Source organism: Salipiger sp. IMCC34102, from assembly GCF_004145405.1.
GTDB lineage: Bacteria > Pseudomonadota > Alphaproteobacteria > Rhodobacterales > Rhodobacteraceae > Loktanella.
This window is the reverse complement of sequence record NZ_SELQ01000001.1, coordinates 784,533-803,069: the sequence shown is the minus strand read 5'-3', so window position 1 is coordinate 803,069 and position 18,537 is coordinate 784,533. Positions and strand designations below refer to the sequence as shown.

The window sequence follows — 18,537 nt, the reverse complement described above, 5'->3', positions numbered from 1 at the left end:
GAAAACTTCGGCTGCGATGACGGGCCCGGCCGTCCCTGCCGCGTGCGATGCGGCACGAGGAATCACGACCGGATCTCTACCGCGCCTCGGCCGGCAGGCTGGCGTACCAGGCCGCGAGGGCCGCGATATCGTCGTCGGTCAGATCCTCGGCCGCCTTGACCATCAGATCGGACTGCCGGCCGTCACCTCGGACACCGTCGCGCCATAGACGTAGCTGCTGGGCAAGGTAGATCTGCGACTGGCCGGCGAGGCGGGGAAAGGTCTCGTCCTTCCGCGCGACCCCGGGCCCGTGGCAGGCCACGCAGGCGGGGATCTCGGTCGTGCCGGCCCGTGCCAGTACCGCCCCGTCCTCTGCCAGGCCCTCGTCCAGCACCGGCGCGGCGGGGGCGGTGTCGACCGGCTGGTCCGCGAACCAGGCCGCGAGGTCGGCCAGTTGCGCCCGCGGCACGCGCGTCGCGGCGACATGCATGATGCCGCTGTCACGACTGCCGTCCGCATAGGCCCGCAACGCCTGTTCGAGGTAGTCCCGGTCCTGGATGTCCAGCCGTGGGATCTGCGGATTGTCGCTGCGTCCCGTGATGCCGTGGCACGTCGCGCAATAGGGAAGCGCGTCGGGGGCGCCTTCGGGCCGGGCAGGCTGGCGGGTCAGATCCGCGTAGTCCGTGGCCGACATCTCCTCGACCTGGCGCAGGAAGGCCACGACCGGCCAGACGTCGTCGATCCGGGCGGCTGGCCAATGCGGCATGCCCGACATCTTCACGCCCTCGTCGACGATCCAATGCAGTTCGGCGGCGGTCCAGCCCGCGACGGCGCGGGTGATATGAGGCGGTTCCGGCACCATCACCTGCGGGATCGCCCAGCGCTCCAGCCCCGGGGCGGCATGGCACATCCGACAACTTTCGTCGAAGTGCTTTGCCCCGAGGGCGACCATGCCGGGGGCCTTCAGGTCGGGCACTTCCGCCTCGGACGGTGCGCGCAGGTCGACGGACTGCTCGTAGGTCGTGTGCAGCACGAACGGCACGCCCGGCCAATGCCCCGCCCGGGCCGAGACGTTGTAAAGCCCTCCGAGGACGACGGCGGCCCCGGCAAGTGCCGCGACGGCGGCGAGAACCGCAAGGGTCTGGATCACGCGTTTCATGCAGGCTCGTCCTTGAGGGTCAACGCGCGGCCCGTCAGCCACAATCCCGCGACCAGGTAGATCGGCGTCCCGATGGCCAGCATCAACATGCCGCCCAGCTGCTGCTCTGCCAGCGATCCCACGCAGCCGGGGGCATAAAGCACGCGCGGCGCCAGTGTCAGCAGCGCGCCCAGCAACGTCATGTGCATCGAAGTCAGCAACAGCCCCCCCGCCCCGGCAAGTCCACCGGTCCGCAGGCACCCGGCCCAGACCCACAGGCCAACGGCCAGGAACACCCCCTGTTCGAGGACGAAGACCGGCGGATTGAAGGCAGCCCCCTCGTGCAGCGCGGGCAGATGGAAGCCCCAGACCACGACGAACTCAAGCACCGCCGCCGCGACTGGAGAGATCGCGAAGAGCGCACCCAACCGCGGGAACCCCAGCACGAACAAGGGCGCCACCACGGCGACCAGCCCCATGTGGCGGACCATGTGCGCGCCGAAGGGGCCAAGCCAGGCGTCCCACGGCCAGGTCCAGAGCGACAGCGCCACCGCCACGCCCAGAAGTCCCAGGCCCCTCATCGGCAGGACCCGAACATCAGGATTGGCAGGATCACGAAGACCACCCCGATGAAGGAGACGACCGCCAGGAAGACCGAGACCTGGCCCAGGAACCGGTTGCGGCTGGCCAGATCGCCAAGGCCCGTCTCCCCCCGCTTGTCCAGTAATCCGCCCTCGGTCCAGTTGCGCCAGCCCGACAGGCCCGCCGCGGCGATGCCCGCCAAGGCGATCACGGTCACCGCGACAAGCACCAGCCTCAGGGTGCCCACGTCGCCGTCGGGGATCGCCTTTTCGCACAGGATCGCCGTCAACCCGTAGCAGATCGTGAAATGGAACGCCCAGATCCAGGGCGCGAGGGTGATCCACATCAGCGTGCCGACGCCGGTGCCGAATTCATCGTGGTTCAGCTCGTTCTCACTCATGTCATCCACCCCGGCAGCAGCCCGATGACCACACAGGTGATGAGCGCCTGCAACGTGATGAAGTGCCACAGCAGCGTGACGTTCGCCAGGTCCGCATCGAAGATCGGCGTCAGCCGTTTCGCCAGGCTGCGCGCAAGGCAATATCCCTGCCCGATCAGACCCAGGCCAAGGTGCCCGATCAGCCAGACCGCCATCGCACAAATGAGCGCGGGATAGACATGCGCGGTGGGCCGCAGGTCCGCCACGGCCCCGTAGGCGCTTGCGATGCACAGGGCGCTCGACAGGCAGGCCACGAGCAGGGCCGCCTGCGCCGCGGGCACGTGGTCATGACGGTTCAGCCAGCGCGCCCCGCGGGTCGCGCCCCAGGACAGGGAGACCAGCACCGCGGCGGCAGCCACGAGCGCGCCGTCGGCGTGCTCCGCGAGCGGCGGAGGGAAGGCCTCGTTCGCCGTCCAGTAGAAGAAGAAGCCGAAGATCAGGCTGGCGAAGGCGGTGGCATCGCCCAGCATGGTGATCCAGACCGCCCACCACCCCGGCGCATCCGGGCCCGACGCATAGCGCGGCAAGCGCAGGCCCAGGCCCACGTCGCTGGTCGGTTTCTCGGGGATCTGCGCCGTGGCCGTCCAGAGCCAATAGAGCACGCAGACGATGGCGAAGGCTCCGCTGACGATCGCGGGGGCGTACCAGCCGAAGGTGGGGAAAATGAAGGCACCGCCAGTGAAGGCGGCCGCCAGCAACGTCACGTAGGCCGGCCCCGTCACGCGCTGCACGTGCATCGGCTGTCCATCCAGCACCGAGGTGATCAGCGTCTCGCGGTAGCCGAACTCCGTGTCGGCCAGGTAGTAGCGCCCGGCATCCATGCGCTCGACCAGCCGCGGCTGGTCCCAGAGCGGATAGCGCGAGGTGACGTGCGGGATCGAACGCACACCCCATTGCTCCTCGGGGACATTGTGCGACCATTCCAGCGTGCCGGCGTTCCAGGGATTGCGCTTCTCTATCTCGAAATCGCGCTTGGGGCGCAAAAGGTCCCAGACGAAGACGAGGAAGCCCGCCGCGATCACGAAACTGGCCGCGGTGGACAGCATGTTCAGCCAGCCCCAGCCGACGTTCTCGCCATATGTATAGACCCGGCGCGGCATTCCGATCAGCCCGGTGTAGTGCATCGGCAGGAAAGCCGCGTTGAAGCCCACGAAGATCAGCCAGAACGACCAGCGTCCCAGCGTCTTCGACATCATCTTTCCCTTCCGGAAGAACGGGTAGAAGTAATAGATCCCCGCGATGACCGGGAAGATCATGCCACCGAAAAGCGTGTAATGCAGGTGCGCCACGATGAAATAGGTATCGTGCACCGCCCAGTTGAACGGCGCGATCGCCAGCATCACCCCGGTCAGCCCGCCCAGCACGAAGATCGCGAGCGCTCCGGAGATCCACAGCATCGGCAGGGATTTCTGGACCTTGCCCACCATCAGCGTCGCCGCGAAGACGAAGATCTGGATGCCGGTGGGGATCACCACCGCCTCCGACGCGGCCGAAAAGAACCCCAGAGAGATATTGGGCAACCCGGTCGTGAACATGTGGTGCACCCACAGGCCGAACGACAGGAAGCCTACGCCGACCGCCGAGAGGACGATCCAGGAATAGCCCACGATGGGCCGCTGCGCGACGGTCGGGATCACCATCGCGGCGATGGCGATGGAGGGCAGGAAGATGATGTAGACCTCCGGGTGGCCGAAGATCCAGAACAGGTGCTGCCACAGCATCGGATCGCCGCCCCGGGTCGGGTCGAAAAACGGCCAGTCGAAGCCGCGCTGCAGCTCGAACAGGAAATCCCCCGCGATCAGCGGCGGGAAGGCGAACAGGATCATGCCCCCCACGACGAGCACGTACCACGCGTAAAGCGGCATCAGGTTCACGCGCATCCCCGGCGGGCGGCACTTCAGAACGCCCACGATCAGCTCCACCGCCGCGGCGATGGAGGCGACCTCGATGAACGCCAGGCCCAGCAGCCAGATGTCGGTGCCGATGCCCTCCGCCTCGGTCGACAGCGGCGGATACATGAACCAGCCCGACGTGGGCGCCGCGTCGAACAGGATCGATCCCATCACGAAGATGCCACCGATCACGAAGCACCAGAACCCGTAGGCCGACAGCCGCGGAAAGGGCATGTCGCGCGCGCCCAGGAACGCGGGCAGCACGAGGATCGAAATCGCCTCGAACATCGGGACGGCGAAGAGGAACATCATCGCCGAGCCGTGCATCGTGAAGAACTGGTTGTAGCGGTCGGCATCCAGGAAGGTGTTGTCCGGCACCGCCAGCTGCACCCGCATCAAGAGCGCCAGCACCCCCGCCATCAGCATGAAGAAGAGTGCGGTCAGCGAATACCATGCGCCGATCTTGTCGTTGTTCACGGCCGTGAAATAGGCCAGCCCCTTCGGCGCGATCCAGGCTTTCCTCAGCCGGTCCTCGCAGGCGGCCTTCCACTGCGGGTCGACGGGTTCGGACAGCATCTCCTCGGTCGGAGGATAGATACCCTCGGGCTTGGGGCGGTTCGTGCCGGAATAGGCGGCGAAGGGGTCGTCGATCATTTCAGCCCCATCAGGTAGGTCGCAAGCGCGGTCAGTTCGTCGTCGCCCAGGTGATCGTAGGCAGGCATCTCGACCTCGGGCTTGATGTCGCCGGTGTGGTCGATCCAGGCCATGTAGTTCGCCAGCGTGGGCGCAAGGATCCCGGCGCCAAGGCTGAGGCGACTGCCGACATGGGTCAGGTCCGGCCCCACCTGGCCGGAGGCATCGCTGCCGCGCACCGCATGACAGGCCCCGCAGCCCTGTTCGGCGAAGATCGCGGCACCCCGCCGGGCCAGATCACCGTCGGGAGCCATCGCGGGCGCGGCCTGCGCCGCAAGCCAGGCGTCGAAGTCGGCAGGCTCCATCGTGACGACGTGGAAGGCCATGAGCGCGTGGGACGCCCCGCAGAACTCGGCGCACTGGCCGCGGAAGATGCCGACCTCGGTCGGCTCCAGCGACAGCCGGGTGTCGCGGCCCGGGAACATGTCCATCTTGCCGCCCAGCGCGGGGATCCAGAACGAGTGGATGACCCTGGCACTCTTGAGGTCGAACTCCACCCGTTGGCCAACGGGCAGGCGGATCTCGTTGGCGGCGATCACCGGCGTCTCGGCCCCTTCGGGCCAGTAGGCGATGCGCCACCACCATTGCTCTCCGGTCACTTCGACCCGGAGCCCGTCGCCGGGCGCGCGCTGGTCCGGCATAATGGACAGGCCCCAGACCAGAAGGGCGGTGATGACCAAGGTGGGAAAGAAGATCCCGCCGCCCACGATCAGGTAGCGGGCGTAGCGTTCCTCGTGCGCGCCGGTTTGCAGCTGGTTGAAGAACAGCATCATGCCGTTCACCAGGATCCAGATGATCACCAGCCCGACCAGCATGACCGACAGCATCGTCAGCAGAACCCGTGCGTCGGACCCTGCGGTGTTCAGCACCGATTGCGGGCCGCCGCAGCCGGTCAGCGTCAGGGCGGCCAGCCCGATCTTCCCTGCCCCGGACATCCGGGACCGTGTCGCGTGGTCTGGAAGCATCGATTGACCTTTGACGGCAACGGGAGGCGGGCAGGAAATCGCGCGCCTTGCACGGCGACGGAACGATACCCAGTTTATACGACGTTCATTGCGTACGACCAGTGGCGCAAATGAAAATCGGCGTCTGGGATATTACCCGTGCCTCGGGCCGAAAGCAGAACGGGGTCGCAAACGCGCCGATGCCGGGTCATATGTGGGGCGGATGTCGGGGCCGCCCCCCCCCCCGGCGCCTGCACGAAAGGAAGCTTCGATGACCGGCAGACCGACGTCAGTTCAGATGCACCCTGTTTCCACCCCCTCCGGAGCGCCGGCGTGACGGTCGAGGTCTTCACCCCCGACGCGGTCCGCGCCCGCCTGGCCGCCAACCGCTCCTCCGAGGTGCAAACCGGCAGCGGGCGTTTCGGCTACGTGCAACCACGCATAGCGACCGACAGCCGCATCGCCCCCGACGCGACCTTCTTCGTGGTGGGCGACGGCTTCGCCCGCGCGCTCGAAGACGCCTTGCGCGCCGTGGACCGTTACGTGCTATCCGCACCGCGGGACGCGGACACGACCGGGCGGCCGGGCATCGGCAACCTCGACGTGGCCTCGAACGCGCTTGGCTGGGCATTCGCGGCAGAGGACGGCCAGGACGACGCGCTGATCGAGGTCGATGGCCGCTGGATCGACATGCAGGCCCGTCCCGACGTCTCGCATGAACTGGAGGAGGCACGGAGCCTGCGCCGCCGCCGCACCGCCGAATTCGAGCGGATCGCGCAGGCAGACGTGATCCTGGCCGTCACCACCGGGGTCGAGCAATGGTTCGACCGCCACACGGGCCTTTACCTGGGCGCCAAGCCCAGCCCACGCATGACGGAACTCTACCCCGACCGGTTCGAGTTGCATCGGCTCGACCTTGCGGCTGTCGAGGCGCAGCTGACCCGGTTCTGCGCCCTCGTCAAAACCCACGGCAAGCCCGGTGCCCTCGTGCTGCTGGCCGTCTCGCCAGTCGCGGACTCCGGATCGGAAGATCCTGTAGCGGATACGTTCCTCGGCCAGGCGATCCAACGCATCGCCTGCGCGCGGATCGTGCGCGACCGTGACGGCGTCGAATACCTGCCTGCGCTGGAATCCGCGATCCTCTCGGACGCGCGCTTCGGTTATCTCGACACCGACCCCGGGCAGACATCGCCGGATCTCGCCGCCCGCGTCATGGCCGATCTGCTGGAGGCCTATGCCGACCCCGATCCCGCGCAAGCGCTTCTGCATGCCCGGGGTCACGGCGCAGCCCGGCTACTTGCCGGAAACCCCGGTGCCGCGCTGGAGGCCACGACGCCCGCCATGGCGGCGAATGGGTGGCCCGACGACGAGATCGGCCTCATCCACGCCCGCGCCCTGGCCGGAGTGGATCGGCAGGCCGAGGCGATCGACCTGCTGCTCGACCGGCTCGAAGGCGGTCGCGCGACGGACCCCGACCGGATCTACGCCACGACGCTCGACCTTGTGGAGAGTCACGGCACGCTCGCCCAGATCGACCGGCTGCTTGCGGTTTCGGGCCAGGATGGTCGGCCCGACGATGAGCCGGCCCCGGACTTGTCGCAGGTAACGCCGGAAGTTGCGCCCGCCTTCGACGAAAGGCAGACCGAAGAGGGCGCGGACCACGTCACTTTGCCCGACGGTCCGGCCCCCGCACCGGCCTTTCCCGACTTGCCCCGCGATGTCCGGGTTCAGATCGAGGCCGCCGCCTCCGCGCTGAAAGCGCAAGACAACCTGGGCGTCATCAAGCGCAGCATCAGTTTGCTGGAGGCCGAAGACGCCCTGTCCTTCGACGATCAGGAACGGGTGTTCAGCTACCTGGTGCAGGCGATGATGCGCGAAGGCCAGCATGCGCACCTGCTTCCGGTCCTGCTCGACCGGATCGAGCGGTTGCCCGATCCCGGTCCCCGCTGGCCGGCCCTCGTGGTAAAGCTGGCCCGGACCCGTGGGGACCTGCCCGTCCTGCGCGAGATCCAGAGATTGCGCGGGAAGTTTCCCGCCGACGTGGACCTGTCGGAGATCGACGCCCGCGCAGCGGCCTTGTCCGAAGCCGAGACCGGGGCAACGGCTTGAACCCGGCGCACAGGGGGCCCTTGCATCGCAAGACCGCCTTCGCGATGCGCTAACGATAAGGTCCCTTACCGTCAGATTGCCTTATCCTCGCAATCGACGGCCAAGCCGCGACACAAGAGAACCCGCGCCAAGACGCGGGTCCTCGTCTTCTGCCGGACGCGGGAGACGTGTCCCGCGAGGGGAGAGGCTTACTCCAGCGCCGCGTCCGTGATGTCTGTCGTGAAGGCGCCGGAGGGTTCTTCGGTGATCGCCGGGTTCTCGTCCGAGATGGCGGAGAGCAACGTCGCGACCGTCTGCTCGTAGGCGTCCGGGTCCAGCGCCCCGTCGGAACCTTCGGTCAGCTTGGCCACTTCGCTCATCATGTAGACCTGATGATCCAGCGTCTGGGCGCCGGACGTATCGTTGTCCACGACGATCTGTGCCGCCTCCTCGGGGTTCTCCTCGGCCCACTTCCAGCCCTTCATCGAGGCGCGCACGAAGCGGACCATCTTGTCCTCGAACTCGGGATCGTCGAGGTTCTCTTCCATGACGTAAAGGCCGTCTTCCAGCATGCCGACCCCTTCGTCGAGGTAGTTGAAGTTGACCAGCTCTTCCTCGGTGTAGCCCGCGTCCAGCACCTGGCCGTATTCGTTGTAGGTCATGGTCGAGATGCAATCGGCTTGCCCTTGCAGCAGCGGATCGACGTTGAACGCCTGCTTGAGAACCTCGACGCCCTCCTCGCTGCCGTCCGTGGGGATGCCGAGCGAGGCCATGTAGGCGTAGAACGGGTATTCGTTGCCGAAGAACCAGACGCCCAGCGTGCGGCCCGGGAAGTCCTCGGGCGTCTCGACCCCGGTTTCGGCAAGGCAGGTCAGCTGGAGCCCGCCGGTCGAGAACGGCTGCGCGATGTTCACCAGCGGCACGCCCCGTTCGCGCGCGGCCAATGCGGCGGCCATCCAGGTGACGATGACGTCCGCCCCGCCGCCCGCGATGACCTGCTCGGGGGCGATGTCGGGGCCGCCGGGCTTGATCGTGACGTCGAGGTTTTCTTCGTCGTAGAACCCCTGATCCTCGGCCACGTAGTAGCCCGCGAACTGGGCCTGCGTGACCCATTTGAGCTGCAGGGTGACCGCGTCGGCCTCTTGTGCGGCTAGCGGTGTCATGGCGGTGGCGGCAAGGGCTGCCAAGGCAAGTGTCGTTCTCATGGGTCGTTCCCTCTCCGGTTGGTGGTCCGGGGTTCAGCCCCGGTTTGACGGGTGCCAGAAGGTCACCCGGTTTTCGATTGCGGCGATGATGCCGTAGAATGCGCTTCCCGCAAGGGCCGCGACGACGATCTCGGCCCAGACCATGTCCAGCGCCAGCTGTCCGACCGAAACGGAGATGCGAAAGCCGACACCCTGCACCGGACTGCCGAAAAATTCGGCAACGATGGCACCGACGAGCGCCAGCGTGGTCGCGATCTTCAGCCCGTTGAAGACGAAGGGCATGGCCGAAGGCAGGCGCAGTTTCAGCAAGGACTGCCAGTAGCTGGCCCCGTAGGTCCGCATCAGGTCCCGCTGCATCGGCTGGGTGTCGGCCAGGCCCGCGACCGTGTTCACGAGCACCACGAAAAAGATCATCACGACCACCACGGCGGCCTTGGACTCCCAATCGAAGCCGAACCACATCACCAGGATCGGTGCGGTGCCCACGATGGGCAGGGCCGCCATGAAGTTGCCGACCGGCAGCAGCCCGCGCTTGAGAAAGTCGAAACGGTCCACCAGCAGCGCGAAGGCGAAGGCCGCGACGCAGCCGATCACGTAGCCCGAAAGCGCGCCCTTCACGACCGTCTGCACGAAATCCCCCCAAAGCGTCGGCCCGTTCGCGACGAAGGCGGCGCCGATGGCCGATGGCGCGGGCAGGATCACACCGGGCACGCCAAAGAGCCGCACCGTCATCTCCCACAGGATCAGCAGCGTGACGCCGAAGAGCATGGGCACCGCCAACCGTGCCGCGCGGGTATCGAGACGCGCCAGCCGGGCGTTGACCCACCAGCCCAGCACCCAGACCGCCAGCACCAACCCCAGCCGCCAATTCACCACCGTCGCCAGAACGAGCAGCGGCAGGGCGATGAAGGCCGCGCGCATCCGCGGCCCGGTGGACGTTCCCGCCACACTCATCGCCGCAGTCCCATGCGGTTCAAAGCCGCCCGCTCGATCACGCCGATCACCCCGACCGCCAGCGCCGCGAGGATCGCCGCGGCAAAGAGCGCCGACCAGATCTGCACGGTCTGACCGTAGTAGCTGCCCGCCAGCAGCCGCGCGCCGAGACCTGCGACGGCACCGGTCGGCAGCTCTCCGACGATGGCCCCAACGAGGCTCGCCGCGATGCCGATCTTGAGCGAGGCGAAGAGGTAGGGCGTGGATGCGGGCAGCCGCAGCTTGAAGAAGGTCTTGGACCCGCTCGCGGCATAGGTCCGCAAAAGGTCCAGCTGCATCGCATCCGGGCTGCGCAGGCCTTTCACCATACCCACGACGACGGGAAAGAACGACAGGTAGGCCGAGATGATCGCCTTGGGCAGCAGCCCCTGCACCCCGATGGAATAGAGCACCACGATGATCATGGGGGCGATGGCGATGATCGGCACGGTCTGGCTGACGATGGCCCAGGGCAGGATACTGCGGTCCATCACCCGGCTGTGCACGATGCCTACGGCCAGCAGGATCCCCAGCACGGTACCGATCACGAAGCCAGTCAGCGTCGCGGAGAAGGTGACCCAGGCATGATAGATCAGGCTCTTGTTCGAGGTGGGCGCCACCATCGCGGTCGTGGCCCAAAGCTCCGTTGCGACCTGGTGCGGGGCGGGCAGTCGCGGGCGGTCCTGCGTGAAGGCGCGCGTGATCGAGACGCCCGGGTTCAGAACGGCCAGGGCAAGGCCCGACATCTCGCGCCGGTCCCGCGGGCTTTCGGGGCGCACCACCACGTCCGCCCGCGCCGCCGACAGCACCGATTGCGCGGCGTTCATCGGCACGCAGGCCAGGTACCAGATCGCCAGCAGCGCCGTCACGATCGTGAGCACCGGAAGGCCCGTGTGCCGCATCCGCGCGACCTGCCGGCTGATGCGGGCGGACCGCCCGATGCCAGCGGAGTGTCCGGCGATCGGGGCGGTCGTCTCGCTCACGCGGGCTCCTCCATTCCGGCCCGCAGGACATCCCGAACCCGGTGCGCGATCTGGATGAATTCCGCGCTGTCGCGGATGTCGAGCGGGCGTTCTCGCGGCAGGGGGCTGTCGATCACGTCCGAGATCCGCCCCGGGCGCGGGGACATGACGACGATCTTGGTGGACAGATACACCGCCTCGGGGATCGAATGGGTCACGAAGAGGATCGTCTTGCCCGTCCGCGCCCAGAGCGCCAGCAACTCCTCGTTCAGGCGGTCGCGCACGATCTCGTCCAGCGCGCCGAAGGGTTCGTCCATCAACAGAAGGTCCGCATCGAACGCCAGCGCCCGCGCGATGGATGCGCGCTGCTGCATGCCCCCCGACAACTGCCAGGGATACTTGTGCTCGAACCCGTCGAGATCCACGAGCTTGAGCGTGTCGCGCACGCGGGTGTCGCGCTCTTCCCTGGTAAAGCCCATGATCTCCAGCGGCAGGCGGATATTGCCGCCGATGGTCCGCCAGGGGTAAAGCCCCGCCGCCTGGAAAACGTAGCCATAGGATCGCGCGCGACGGGCCTCGTCGGGGGACATGCCGTTGACCGACAGCGAGCCGCCGGTGGGCGTCTCCAAGGCAGCGACGCAACGCAGGAACGTCGTCTTGCCGCAACCCGATGGGCCGATAAAGCTGACGAAATCGCCCGGATCGACGGCCAGGTTCACGTCCTTGAGCGCGTGGACGGGGCCGTCATTGGTGCGGAAGGTTAGATCGAGATTGCGCGCCTCGACGACCGCCTCGGCCTCAATACTCGTCACCGGCGCTTGACCCATTCCGCTCTCAGACCCCGCTCGCCGGAATACCGGATCGCTCCACGGGGCGCGGCGCGGTGAGGGCTTTCCACGACGACAGCGCCTGGTTCACCGGCCCCTTGGGCGCACGTTTGACGAATTCCCCGTGGCCTTCCTGCGTGCGCAGGTCTCCGTCGTGCACCGCGACGTGGCCTCGGGTGAGGGTGAAGCGCGGCAGGCCCTTGACCTCCTTGCCCTCGAAGACGTTGTAGTCGATGGCGCTGACCTGCTTGTCGGCGGCGATGGTCTTGGATTTCTCAGGGTCCCAGACCACCAGATCCGCATCCGCGCCCACGGCAACGGCGCCCTTGCGGGGGTAGCAGTTCAGGATCTTGGCGATGTTGGTCGAGGTGATGGCCACGAACTCGTTCGGCGTCAGCCGCCCCGTGCCTACGCCGTAGGTCCAGAGCATCGGCATCCGGTCCTCCAGCCCGCCGGTGCCGTTGGGGATCTTGGTGAAGTCGCCGACACCGAAGCGCTTCTGTTCGGTGGTGAAGGCGCAGTGATCCGTCGCCACGACCGAAAGAGAGCCCGATTGCAGGCCGGCCCAGAGGCTGTCCTGGTGCTTCTTGTTTCGGAAGGGCGGGCTCATCACGCGGCGGGCGGCGTGGTCCCAGTCGGTGTTGAAATACTCGCTTTCGTCGAGCGTCAGGTGCTGGATCAAGGGCTCGCCCCAGACGCGCTTGCCCTGCTGGCGCGCGCGGCGGATCGCCTCGTGGCTGTCCTCGCAGGAGACGTGCACGACGTAAAGCGGCACACCCGCCATGTCGGCGATCATGATCGCGCGGTTGGTCGCCTCGCCCTCGACCTGCGGCGGGCGGGAGTAGGCATGCGCCTCGGGCCCGGTGTTGCCCTCGGCCAGCAGCTTGGCGGAGAGGTCGGCCACCACGTCGCCGTTCTCGGCGTGCACCATGGCGATGGCCCCCAGTTCCGACAGGCGCTGGAACGAGGCGAACATCTCGTCGTCCTGCACCATCAGCGCGCCCTTGTAGGCCATGAAGTGCTTGAAGGTGTTGATGCCGCGGTCCAGCGTGACGGCCTTCATGTCGTCGAAGACCTGCTCTCCCCACCAGGTCACGGCCATGTGGAAGGAATAGTCGCAGGCCGCCTGCCGGGACTTGTTGTCCCATTGCTGCAAAGCATCCAGAAGCCCCTGCCCCGGCTGTGGCAGCGCGAAGTCCACCACCATCGTGGTCCCCCCCGCCAGCGCCGCCCGCGTGCCCGAGGCGAAATCGTCGGTCGAGAAGGTGCCCATGAAGGGCATTTCCAGATGCGTATGAGGATCGATCCCACCCGGCATGACGTAGCAGCCGGTCGCGTCGAGCTGGGTGTCGCCCTTCAGATCCGGCCCGATCTCGACGATCTTGCCGCCGTCGATCAGGACGTCGGCGGCGTAGGTCAGGTCATGGGTGACGATGGTGCCGTTCTTGATGACGGTGGTCATGGAAGTCTCCGCTTTGGGGCCTTGCCCACCCCGTCCCGGCCTTGCGCCGGGACCCCGCGGGTCAGGGTGATAAACGATATGTCAGATCCCGCCAGTCGGGGTTGGCGTCTGTTATCAACTGGTCTTTCCATGCGCGCCGCCACCGCTTGATGCGACGTTCGCGCAGCAACGAAGCCTCGAAGTTGTCGTGGTTCTCGAACCAGACGAGTATGTGAATGGCGTAGCGAGCGGTGTGACCGCAGAGCCCTGCGCGATGATGCTTCAATCGCCACGAAAGGTTGGTTGTGTGTCCGATGTAGATCGCGCCATGTGGGCGAGAGGCCAGGATATAGACTGTGTGCGCCATGAAATCGGTATGTGACGGACGCGCTAATGCATCGTTTACAAACCTTTGCCCCCGGAGGCACGAGGCCCCGGATCAAGTCCGGGGCGGGATTGGCTTTGAGACGCGTCACCCCTCCACCCCCGCCGTCTCGACCACCGCATGCAGCAGCACATCGGCGCCGGCCTTGGCCCAGTCCTTGGTGATCTCCTCGGCCTCGTTATGGGACAACCCGTCGACGCAGGGGCACATGATCATCGCCGCGGGGGCGACGCGGTTGATCCAGCAGGCGTCGTGGCCCGCGCCGGAGACGATGTCGCGGTGGGTATAGCCCAGGCGTTCGGCGGCGTTGCGGACAGAGCCGACCAGCGTGGCGTCGAACTCAACGGGGTCGAAACCGCCGACCTTTTCGAACTCGATGCCGAGGCCCATCTCGCGGCAGATCTCGATGCCCTCCTCGCGCAGGCGGCGTTCCATGTCCTCGATGACGGACAGGTCCGGTGAGCGGAAATCGACGGTGAAGACCACGCGGCCGGGAATCACGTTGCGGCTGTTGGGATAGACGTCGATGTGGCCCGCGGCGCCAACGGCGTCGGGCTTGTGCGACCAGGCGATCCGGTCGACCGCCTCCAGCACGCGGGCCATGCCGAGCCCTGCGTTCTTGCGCATCGGCATCGGGGTCGAGCCGGTGTGCGCATCCTTGCCGGTGATCGTCACCTGCGTCCAGGACAGGCCCTGCCCGTGGGTGACGACGCCGATCTGTTTGTCCTCGGCCTCGAGGATCGGGCCCTGTTCGATGTGCAGCTCGAAGAAGGCGTGCATCTTGCGCTGCCCCACGGGTTCTTCCCCGCGCCAGCCGATCCGGTCGAGCTCGTCGCCGAAGCGCAGGCCCTTGGCGTCGGTGCGGTCCTCGGCCCAGTCCTGGTCGTGAACGCCTGCGAAGACGCCGGAGGACAGCATCGCGGGGGCGAAGCGAGTGCCCTCCTCGTTGGTCCAGTTGGTCGCGACGATGGGATGTTTGGTCTTCACGCCAAGGTCGTTGAGGGTCCGGATGACCTCCAGCCCCGCAAGCACGCCCAGGACCCCGTCGTACTTGCCCCCCGTGGGCTGCGTGTCGAGGTGGCTGCCCACGTAGACCGGCAGCGCGTCGGGAGCGGTCCCCTCGCGGCGGGCGAACATGTTTCCAAGCGAGTCGAGGCCCATCTCGCAGCCCGCGTCCTCGCACCATGACTGGAACAGCGCCCGGCCTTCGGCATCCTCGTCGGTCAGGGTCTGCCGGTTGTTGCCGCCCGCCACGCCGGGGCCGATCCGGGCCATCTCCATCAGGCTGTCCCACAGGCGGTCGCCGTCGATCTGCATGTTCTGGCCGGGGGCGTCTGGCATGAAGGCTCCTGTCACTCTCGATTTGACCAAGCGGTAAAAGTCACGCTACCACCGCGCCGAAACCAGTCAAGGATGGCGCGCATGAGTTGGGCAAGTGATGATTTTTCGGGCGGTTCCAAACGGTCGATCGCTGCCACTGCCCAGCGATTGACCGGTGAAAGGACCGCCCGTGGCTGACGGTCAGCCTCGCGTGCGCACGCGCATCCAGGCCCGCAACCGCGCGGTGATCCTGGCGGCTGCGCTGAAGGTCTTTGCCGACCACGGGCGGCGGGGTGCGACGCTCGACATGATCGGCGAGGAAGCCGGCCTGTCGAAGCCCAACATCCTTTACTACTTCGCCGGCAAGGAGGCGATCTACGAGGATCTTTTGACCGGACTGCTGGACACCTGGCTCGACCCGCTGCGCGCGCTCGACCCGGGCGGCGATCCGATGACCGAGATCCTGGGCTACGTCCGCGCGAAACTTGACCTTTCTCGGCGTCTGCCGCTGGAAAGCCGCCTCTTCGCGACGGAGATCGTCCAGGGCGCACCGCTGATCGGAACGAACCTGCGCGGCGAGTTGCGCGAACTGGTTGCCGACAGAGCGAAAGTTATCGAAGGCTGGGCCGAAGCGGGCCGGATCGCGCCGGTGGATGGCAGGCACCTGATCATGTCGATCTGGGCGCTGACGCAGCATTACGCAGACTTCGGCGTCCAGGTGGCGGCGGTGCTGGACGATGCGGACCCCTGGGACGCCGCTGCGATGCACCTCGACACTCTTTTCACCCGGATGCTGCAGGTGTGAAGGTCACTCGGCCGCCACGGCGGATGGGTTCTGCGGATGGGTGGTCCAATTGGCGTAGTCCGCCTGCACTTCTCGCCCGGTGCGCGGATCGACGCTGCCGGGGGCGAGACGCTCCATCGTGATGCAATCCTCCACCGGGCAGACATCGACGCACAGGTTGCAGGCCACGCATTCGGCGTCGATCACGTCGAAGGTGCGATCGGCCGACATCGAGATCGCCTGGTGAGACGTATCCTCGCAGGCCGCGAAGCAGCGCCCGCACGAGATGCACAGATCCTGGTCGATGCGCGCCTTGGTCACGTAGTTGAGGTTCAGGTACTGCCAGTCGGTCACGTTCGGCACGGCGCGCCCGGTGATCTGGGCGACGGAGGTGTAGCCCTTCTCGTCCATCCAGGCCGACAGGCCGGCGGTCATCTCTTGCACAACTCGAAAACCGTAGGTCATCGCCGCGGTGCAGACCTGCACGTTTCCGGCGCCCAGCGCCAGGAATTCGGCGGCGTCCCGCCAGGTGGTGATGCCGCCGATGCCGCTGATCGGCAGATCCGCCGTCTCGGCATGGCGCGCGATCTCCGAGACCATCGACAGGGCGATGGGTTTCACCGCAGGTCCGCAATAGCCGCCGTGGCTGCCCTTGCCGTCGATGGTCGGCTGCGGGGCCATGTTGTCCAGATCGACCGAGGTGATCGAGTTGATCGTGTTGATCAGGCTGACCGCATCGGCACCGCCGTTTTTCGCCGCCATCGCGGGTTTGCGGATATCGGTGATGTTGGGCGTCAGCTTCACGATGACGGGGCGGTCGTAGTATTGCTTGCACCAGCGGGTGACCATCTCGATGTATTCGGGCACCTGGCCCACCGCGGCGCCCATGCCGCGCTCCGACATGCCGTGGGGGCAGCCGAAGTTCAGCTCGATTCCGTCGCAGCCCGTCTCCGCCACGCGGGGCAGGATCGCCTTCCAGGCCTCCTCCTCGCAGGGCACCATGATCGAGGCGATGAGTGCACGGTCGGGATAGTCGGCCTTCACCGCCGCCATCTCCTCGAGGTTCACCGACAGCGGGCGGTCGGTGATCAACTCGATGTTGTTGAGCCCGAGAAGACGCCGGTCGGCCCCGTAGATCGCGCCGTAGCGCGGACCGTTGACGTTCACGATCTCCTCGCCTTCGGAGGCCAGCGTCTTCCAGACGGCGCCGCCCCAGCCTGCGTCGAAAGCACGGCGGACGTTGTAAGCCTTGTCCGTCGGCGGCGCGGAGGCCAGCCAGAAGGGGTTCGGGCTCTTGATGCCCACGAAGTCCGTCGTCAGATCCGCCATGTGCCGTACTCCTTCATCACTCAATTTCGCCCCCGCCCCGGACTTGATTTGGGGCCGCCCTCATTCGCGCGGGGCCCGGATCAAGTCCGGGACGGGTGCTTCAAGTCCGCGCCGCTTCGCCCATGACCGCACCGGTGGAGGCCGCCGCCACCCCCATCAGCGTCGCGTGAATGTCCTCTGCCGCGTCGCGTCCCTGCGCCGCGCCCCAGACGGTCAGGTCCGCCCCTTCGGCCACGCAGTCGCCGCCGGCCCAGACGCGGTCCATCGAGGTGCGCCCGGACGCATCTGCGGCGATCTTGCCGCGTTCCAGCTTCAACCCGCAGTCGAGGGTCATGGTCTGGCCGATCGCCTTGAAGACCTGGTCGGCAGGCAAGCGCATCCGCTCGCCCGTGCCTGTCAGGCCCGATCCGTCGTCGGTCGTGTATTCCAGCTCGACCTCCTGCGCGGCGCCGTTGCCGTGCACCGCCACGGGCATCGCGTTCTCGATGATCCGCACACCCTTGGAAGTCGCGAGGTCCTGCTCGTACTCCGAGGCCCCCATCCGGTCGCGCCCGCGGCGGTAGGCGATCGTCACCGTCTCCGCCCCGAGGAGCTTCGACTGGATGGCCGCGTCGATGGCCGTCATGCCGCCGCCGATGACCACGACGTTGCGGCCCACTGGCAAGGTGGACTTGTCGGGGGCCTGGCGCAGCTCGGCGATGAAGCGCACGGCATCCTGCACGCCGTCGCGGTCCTCGCCTTCGGCGCGCAACGCGTTGACGCCCGCCAGTCCGACGCCAAGGAAGACGGCATGGAAGTCGGACACCAGCGCCTCCAGCGACAGATCCCGGCCCAGCGCCTTGCCACCTTCGAGGCTGATGCCGCCGATCTGCATCAGCCAGTCGACTTCCGCCTGCGCGAAGTCGCCTTCGGACTTGTAGGCGGCGATGCCGAATTCGTTCAGGCCGCCGGGTTTGCGGTTCGCATCGTAAAGCGTGACCGTATGCCCGCGCATCGCCAGCCGGTGCGCGCAGGCAAGCCCCGCGGGACCCGCCCCGACGACCGCCACGCGTTTGCCTGTCTCCGCGGCGCGGGTGAAGGGGTGGCTTTGCCGGGCCATGAGCGCGTCGGTGGCATGGCGTTGCAGGCGCCCGATCTCCACCGGTTTGCCTTCGGCGGCCTCGCGTACGCAGGCCCCTTCGCACAGGTCCTCGGTCGGGCAGACGCGGGCGCACATGCCGCCCAGGATGTTCTGATCGAAGATCGTCCGCGCCGCCGACTCCGGCTGGCCTGCCGCGATCTGACGGATGAAAAGCGGGATGTCGATCTCCGTCGGGCAGGCCGTCACACAGGGCGCATCGTAGCAGAAATAGCACCGATCCGCAGCGACCCGGGCCTCGTGCCGGTCGAGCGGCGGATGCAGATCCGAGAAGTTTTCCGCGATCTGCGCTTCGCTCAGGCGGTGGGCGGTGATGCCGGGAGTGTGGGTGTCTGCCATGATCGTGTCCCTCTTGCTGGGGATCACGTTGGCACAGGCCGGAATTTTATCAAACGGTAAATTTTAGGCAGCTTGAAAAT

Annotated in this window: 16 protein-coding genes; 2 read left to right on the top strand and 14 right to left on the bottom strand. The window is 67.0% G+C overall.

The genetic code is table 11. The features are described from left to right. Nucleotides 1–76: 76 nt before the first annotated feature. The 5 genes from EU805_RS04030 to EU805_RS04010 are packed head-to-tail and all read right to left on the bottom strand — an operon-like array spanning nucleotide 77 to nucleotide 5,688. Nucleotides 77–1,138, bottom strand: coding sequence for a c-type cytochrome (locus EU805_RS04030; RefSeq protein WP_129762631.1), 1,062 nt, complete (start codon nucleotides 1,136–1,138; stop codon nucleotides 77–79). Next, nucleotides 1,135–1,698 (bottom strand): cytochrome c oxidase assembly protein, encoded by a 564-nt coding sequence (locus EU805_RS04025; protein ID WP_129762630.1) that lies wholly within the window; start codon nucleotides 1,696–1,698, stop codon nucleotides 1,135–1,137. The genes EU805_RS04030 and EU805_RS04025 overlap by 4 nt, the downstream gene beginning before the upstream one ends. Continuing rightward, entirely contained in the window at nucleotides 1,695–2,099 is a 405-nt protein-coding gene (locus EU805_RS04020) for a hypothetical protein (RefSeq protein WP_129762629.1), read from the bottom strand. The genes EU805_RS04025 and EU805_RS04020 overlap by 4 nt, the downstream gene beginning before the upstream one ends. After that, nucleotides 2,096–4,684 (bottom strand): cbb3-type cytochrome c oxidase subunit I, encoded by a 2,589-nt coding sequence (locus tag EU805_RS04015; protein ID WP_129762628.1) that lies wholly within the window; start codon nucleotides 4,682–4,684, stop codon nucleotides 2,096–2,098. Before EU805_RS04015 ends, EU805_RS04020 begins: the two co-directional genes overlap by 4 nt. Further along, a complete protein-coding gene (locus EU805_RS04010; protein ID WP_242494049.1) occupies nucleotides 4,681–5,688 on the bottom strand; it encodes a cytochrome c oxidase subunit II in 1,008 nt (335 codons plus the stop codon). Before EU805_RS04010 ends, EU805_RS04015 begins: the two co-directional genes overlap by 4 nt. Before the next feature lie 312 nt (nucleotides 5,689–6,000). On the opposite strand from EU805_RS04010, the gene EU805_RS04005 reads away from it, so the two are divergent. Continuing rightward, complete coding sequence (locus EU805_RS04005) at nucleotides 6,001–7,776, top strand: GSCFA domain-containing protein (protein WP_165351878.1); 1,776 nt, start codon at nucleotides 6,001–6,003, stop codon at nucleotides 7,774–7,776. Between the two features lie 188 nt (nucleotides 7,777–7,964). Here the strand turns inward: EU805_RS04005 and EU805_RS04000 are convergent, their stop codons facing one another. From EU805_RS04000 to EU805_RS03970, 7 genes are all read right to left on the bottom strand, one after another. After that, complete coding sequence (locus EU805_RS04000; RefSeq protein WP_129762626.1) at nucleotides 7,965–8,960, bottom strand: ABC transporter substrate-binding protein; 996 nt, start codon at nucleotides 8,958–8,960, stop codon at nucleotides 7,965–7,967. A gap of 33 nt (nucleotides 8,961–8,993) precedes the next feature. Continuing rightward, nucleotides 8,994–9,821, bottom strand: coding sequence for an ABC transporter permease (locus tag EU805_RS03995; RefSeq protein ID WP_370318163.1), 828 nt, complete (start codon nucleotides 9,819–9,821; stop codon nucleotides 8,994–8,996). Between the two features lie 89 nt (nucleotides 9,822–9,910). Further along, nucleotides 9,911–10,834 carry an ABC transporter permease gene (locus EU805_RS03990; protein ID WP_129762741.1) on the bottom strand — a complete coding sequence of 308 codons (924 nt, stop codon included), beginning with the start codon at nucleotides 10,832–10,834 and terminating at the stop codon, nucleotides 9,911–9,913. A 77-nt stretch (nucleotides 10,835–10,911) separates the two neighbouring features. Further along, nucleotides 10,912–11,721, bottom strand: a complete 810-nt coding sequence (locus EU805_RS03985) for an ABC transporter ATP-binding protein (protein ID WP_129762625.1) — start codon at nucleotides 11,719–11,721, stop codon at nucleotides 10,912–10,914. A gap of 7 nt (nucleotides 11,722–11,728) precedes the next feature. Next, nucleotides 11,729–13,183 carry a dihydropyrimidinase gene (gene hydA / locus EU805_RS03980; protein ID WP_129762624.1) on the bottom strand — a complete coding sequence of 485 codons (1,455 nt, stop codon included), beginning with the start codon at nucleotides 13,181–13,183 and terminating at the stop codon, nucleotides 11,729–11,731. 61 nt (nucleotides 13,184–13,244) lie between these two features. Further along, nucleotides 13,245–13,529, bottom strand: a complete 285-nt coding sequence (locus EU805_RS03975; RefSeq protein WP_129762623.1) for a GIY-YIG nuclease family protein — start codon at nucleotides 13,527–13,529, stop codon at nucleotides 13,245–13,247. A gap of 105 nt (nucleotides 13,530–13,634) precedes the next feature. Further along, the gene (locus EU805_RS03970; protein ID WP_129762622.1) at nucleotides 13,635–14,888 is read right to left on the bottom strand and encodes a Zn-dependent hydrolase; all 1,254 of its coding nucleotides are present in this window, start codon (nucleotides 14,886–14,888) and stop codon (nucleotides 13,635–13,637) included. 169 nt (nucleotides 14,889–15,057) lie between these two features. Between EU805_RS03970 and EU805_RS03965 the strand changes: the two genes are divergently transcribed. Then, a complete protein-coding gene (locus tag EU805_RS03965; protein WP_129762621.1) occupies nucleotides 15,058–15,672 on the top strand; it encodes a TetR family transcriptional regulator C-terminal domain-containing protein in 615 nt (204 codons plus the stop codon). A gap of 3 nt (nucleotides 15,673–15,675) precedes the next feature. Here the strand turns inward: EU805_RS03965 and preA are convergent, their stop codons facing one another. Then, nucleotides 15,676–16,980 carry an NAD-dependent dihydropyrimidine dehydrogenase subunit PreA gene (gene preA / locus EU805_RS03960; protein ID WP_129762620.1) on the bottom strand — a complete coding sequence of 435 codons (1,305 nt, stop codon included), beginning with the start codon at nucleotides 16,978–16,980 and terminating at the stop codon, nucleotides 15,676–15,678. 100 nt (nucleotides 16,981–17,080) lie between these two features. Further along, nucleotides 17,081–18,457 (bottom strand): NAD(P)-dependent oxidoreductase, encoded by a 1,377-nt coding sequence (locus EU805_RS03955; RefSeq protein WP_129762619.1) that lies wholly within the window; start codon nucleotides 18,455–18,457, stop codon nucleotides 17,081–17,083. Nucleotides 18,458–18,537 lie beyond the last annotated feature (80 nt).

Coding starts and splice junctions, on each gene's coding strand:
- EU805_RS04030 (WP_129762631.1), bottom strand. CDS start 1,138: ATGAAACGCGTGATCCAGACCCTTGCGGTTCTCGCCGCCGTCGCGGCA.
- EU805_RS04025 (WP_129762630.1), bottom strand. CDS start 1,698: ATGAGGGGCCTGGGACTTCTGGGCGTGGCGGTGGCGCTGTCGCTCTGG.
- EU805_RS04020 (WP_129762629.1), bottom strand. CDS start 2,099: ATGAGTGAGAACGAGCTGAACCACGATGAATTCGGCACCGGCGTCGGC.
- EU805_RS04015 (WP_129762628.1), bottom strand. CDS start 4,684: ATGATCGACGACCCCTTCGCCGCCTATTCCGGCACGAACCGCCCCAAG.
- EU805_RS04010 (WP_242494049.1), bottom strand. CDS start 5,688: ATGCTTCCAGACCACGCGACACGGTCCCGGATGTCCGGGGCAGGGAAG.
- EU805_RS04000 (WP_129762626.1), bottom strand. CDS start 8,960: ATGAGAACGACACTTGCCTTGGCAGCCCTTGCCGCCACCGCCATGACA.
- EU805_RS03990 (WP_129762741.1), bottom strand. CDS start 10,834: ATGCGGCACACGGGCCTTCCGGTGCTCACGATCGTGACGGCGCTGCTG.
- EU805_RS03985 (WP_129762625.1), bottom strand. CDS start 11,721: ATGGGTCAAGCGCCGGTGACGAGTATTGAGGCCGAGGCGGTCGTCGAG.
- hydA (WP_129762624.1), bottom strand. CDS start 13,183: ATGACCACCGTCATCAAGAACGGCACCATCGTCACCCATGACCTGACC.
- EU805_RS03975 (WP_129762623.1), bottom strand. CDS start 13,529: ATGGCGCACACAGTCTATATCCTGGCCTCTCGCCCACATGGCGCGATC.
- EU805_RS03970 (WP_129762622.1), bottom strand. CDS start 14,888: ATGCCAGACGCCCCCGGCCAGAACATGCAGATCGACGGCGACCGCCTG.
- preA (WP_129762620.1), bottom strand. CDS start 16,980: ATGGCGGATCTGACGACGGACTTCGTGGGCATCAAGAGCCCGAACCCC.
- EU805_RS03955 (WP_129762619.1), bottom strand. CDS start 18,457: ATGGCAGACACCCACACTCCCGGCATCACCGCCCACCGCCTGAGCGAA.